This window comes from Vibrio sp. V10_P2A27P122, assembly GCF_963874335.1.
GTDB lineage: Bacteria > Pseudomonadota > Gammaproteobacteria > Enterobacterales > Vibrionaceae > Vibrio > Vibrio anguillarum.
Map to the genome: position 1 here is coordinate 1 of NZ_CAWNHY010000167.1, position 3,454 is coordinate 3,454.

At 41.4% G+C, this 3,454-nt stretch carries 4 protein-coding genes; all 4 read right to left on the reverse strand.

Features of this window, described 5'->3' with window-relative positions; genetic code table 11:
* Window positions 1-696, reverse strand: a 696-nt coding sequence (locus AACQ17_RS07810; RefSeq protein ID WP_094167812.1) for a DUF2884 family protein, incomplete at its 3' end; no start/stop codon positions are given.
* A gap of 143 nt (window positions 697-839) precedes the next feature.
* Window positions 840-1,904 (reverse strand): DNA polymerase IV, encoded by a 1,065-nt coding sequence (gene dinB / locus AACQ17_RS07815; protein ID WP_017046582.1) that lies wholly within the window; start codon window positions 1,902-1,904, stop codon window positions 840-842.
* Between the two features lie 116 nt (window positions 1,905-2,020).
* A complete protein-coding gene (gene nqrM, locus AACQ17_RS07820) occupies window positions 2,021-2,254 on the reverse strand; it encodes a (Na+)-NQR maturation NqrM (RefSeq protein WP_013856179.1) in 234 nt (77 codons plus the stop codon).
* 8 nt (window positions 2,255-2,262) lie between these two features.
* Complete coding sequence (locus tag AACQ17_RS07825) at window positions 2,263-3,270, reverse strand: FAD:protein FMN transferase (protein ID WP_017049723.1); 1,008 nt, start codon at window positions 3,268-3,270, stop codon at window positions 2,263-2,265.
* Window positions 3,271-3,454 lie beyond the last annotated feature (184 nt).

Below are 3,454 nucleotides of genomic sequence, written 5' to 3' on the forward strand. Positions count from 1 at the left end.
CAGTTGTTGTTCCTGCTCAACCATATCATTAAGAGACTCACAAAAATCACGACTCTCTTTTTGAATTGTGGCGGCGTTTTCTTGAATTCGCTCGGCTAACTTAACTTTTAAGTCCGCCATTGTATCGGTCAATTTTGTGATGTTTAAGCCACCCTCTTCTCTCATTTTCAGTGAAAGGGCATCGAAGGCGCCGGATATAAACTCTTTGTTAAATAAAGCTTTCGCTTTTTCAAAATCATCGGCCCAAGTTTGCGTCATTGATTCAAAAGTCTGCGCAGGGAGAACCAGCTCACCATCTTTGTAATAACGAGATTCAATATTGGCAAAAAAAGTGGCTATGGATTGCTTGGCGCTATCGAAGGCGTTGGGAGATTCAATACTTTTCGCAACATCATCCAAAATATCATTCGCCAACGCTAAGCCATCACTCGCCATCTGTTTTACTTTAGGCAATGAAGCATTCATGCTTTCTCTATACTGCTCAAGGGCCGTTTTCTGCTCACTATCGAGCTCCATCTTTTCACCACGGATATAGAGATTATTCTGTTTATCCATCAAAACAGTGTCGGTGCTCGTTTTAAGAATTTCAACCTTATCACCATCAAGGTGAACTTCATGGTTCACATCAACCCGGCACTGCGCTGCCCACAAAGGGGAGCTCAACAACATTAAAGTGACTAACACTACTTTTTTCATTGTTTTCTCTCATCGATCGTTTTATGACTAACCATATCAGGTGTGGATATTTGATGAGTTAGTATTTCTCGCTAGCAATATAAATGATTTCAACCTAAAAACCGTCAATTTAATGACATAAATGTTAGTTTGTTTCACTAAATTTAAAAAAAACTGAGCTGCTTATTGAGCATTTCTGGCTTTAACATCACCTGTAAACCAAGTAAGCGAATTTCTCGCCCATTTTGCCGCAACAAAATATTCTCCAAAAGGGTTCGAAAATCATTGAGCTCTAACTGTGGATGAAGATGCTCAATCGTCGTAAGTTGAAAATCGGCAAACTTGACTTTGATCCCTTGTTTGACAATCGAACCATCAACACTCGCTCTGTCTAACCTCGCTTTTATCTCTGGATAGAGATGATGTTCAATCACCTGCCAGCACTCTTCATAACTTGAGATATTTTGACTAAATGTTCTTTCGACACCTAATGATTTGCGCTCCCTCTCTGTCACGACTTCGCGATTATCAATTCCATGACTTTTCTTCCATAGTGAAGCGCCTAATCTGCCAAAGTTACGAAGTAGCTCTCGATAGTCCGTTAGCTTGATATCTTCACACTTATAAAAACCCGCTTGGTGCAACTTTTCCAGACTAACCTTACCGACACCGGGTATTTTCTCTAGCGGCAATGAATCGACCACCTGCTGTACTTTATCGGGTGGTATTACAAATTGGCCGTTAGGCTTATTCATATCAGAGGCCACTTTAGCCAAAAATTTTACAGGTGCTACACCTGCAGAGGCGGTCAGTTGAAGTTCGTTGTGAATATCATGGCGAATGGCTTGAGCTATCAATGTTGCGCTTCCTTGACATAGCGGTGAATCACTCACATCAAGAAATGCTTCATCTAATGATAACGGCTCAATAATGGAAGTATAACGTTCGAATATCTGTCGGATTTGAATGGAAATAGCTTTGTATACCGACATCCGCCCCGGAACGACCAGCAGATTGGGGCATAATTTTAAGGCTTGAGCAGTCGGCATTGCGGAACGAACGCCAAATTTCCTCGCTTCATAATTGCAAGTACTTAACACACCACGCTGCTTTTCATGACCACCAACGGCTAGAGGGCGATGCCTATATTCGGGGTTATCACGCATTTCTACCGCAGCGTAGAAACAATCCATATCAATATGGATAATTTTTTTGATTTTATTTTCCAATTCAAAACCATCAAATAACTGTATACATAAACAGTATATTCTTGGTTTCTATGGATTGAAATGAATTGCTTTTAAAAATTAAAGAGCCTGCACAAAACAGGCTCTTTAATCGTAGCTCAGGCGATACGATCTTTTTCCCAATGCGCTAACTTTTCAGCTCTTGCTGCGGCCTTAGCTTCGCGTTTTTTACGTGCATCACAAGGCTCTGGGCAATTGCACACTTTTTCAATGCCAACAGCACCTAATCCACCACAGCTGCCTTTGACTACTTTCTTTTGAAAGACATAGCCAACCGCCATCGCGGCAATGACACACAGAAATACACTGAATGTAATGAAAAAAGTATTCATAACTTAACTCACTTTTTATTTAGAAATGGCTTAAATGCGCTGGAGGCAATCTCTTCAAAACCTTGTTCTGTTTTCACAATCATGAACACAGGAATATTGTATTGCTCTGCAACCTCAATACCTTTCGTCTCTCCTAGTACCATTAATCCAGTCGCTAGGCCATCTGCCGTCATTGAAGATGCATCCAAAACGGTAACTGATACCACTTTATTATGGATGGGTTTTCCAGTGATTGGATTGATAATGTGAGAATAACGCACACCATCTTGCTCAAAATAATTGCGGTAATCACCTGAAGTGGCAATTGCCAGATCTCCAGGTTCAATGATCTCTTGAGCGGTACGTTCATCAACTGTCGGTTTTTCTATGGCGATTCGCCAAGCTACGCCTTCTCGATTTACGCCTTTTAAGCGCATCTCACCACCGACTTCAACCATGTAATTGGCAATGCCTTGTGATTGAATGTAGTCAGCGACCACGTCGACTCCCCATCCTTTCGCAATAGTTGAAAGGTCCACATAGAGATTAGGAAGATCTTTACTTAACGTAGTGTCGGTTGCGCTAAGATGCTCAATGCCTATGTTGGTTTTACGCTCAGCCAATTCTGCATCGCTTGGCACCACATCAGGACGAGCTTCAGGGCCAAAACCCCATAGGTTAACCAAAGGACCAACAGTGACATCCAATGCACCTAAAGTAAGACCGTTAAGACGCAGCGCTTCTTTCACCACGGTTGCGGTTTGAGAAGAAACCGTAAAAGGTTCCGTTCCTTGATATTGATTAAAACGGCTGAGCTCGGAATCTTTACGATAGGTCGACATTTGATCGTTCACTTCTTCCAATAACCGATCAACTTCCTTTTGGAGAGCCTCCGAGCTAGGGATACCTTCAGCTTTCAGGTACTTAATATTGTAAGTCGTGCCCATAGTAGGGCCACTGAGATGAACTTGCTCAACCGATTTTTCACAACCCGCCAAGATGAATAGAGAAGCTAACGCAACAAGCCATTTTTTCACTTGTTTACTCCTAAAAATGAAAGTGAATATAGAAAAGAAGTGGTTATAGAAAAGAAATTCCTACACCTATTTTCTATGTTAACTGAGTTGGAATTCAAAGCCACAAGGCAAAACTAAAACTAAAACTAAAACTAAAAAAACAATGGCTGACTCATCAGAGCCAGCCATGGGTTTTACTTACTTC

Coding starts and splice junctions, on each gene's coding strand:
- nqrM (WP_013856179.1), bottom strand. CDS start 2,254: ATGAATACTTTTTTCATTACATTCAGTGTATTTCTGTGTGTCATTGCC.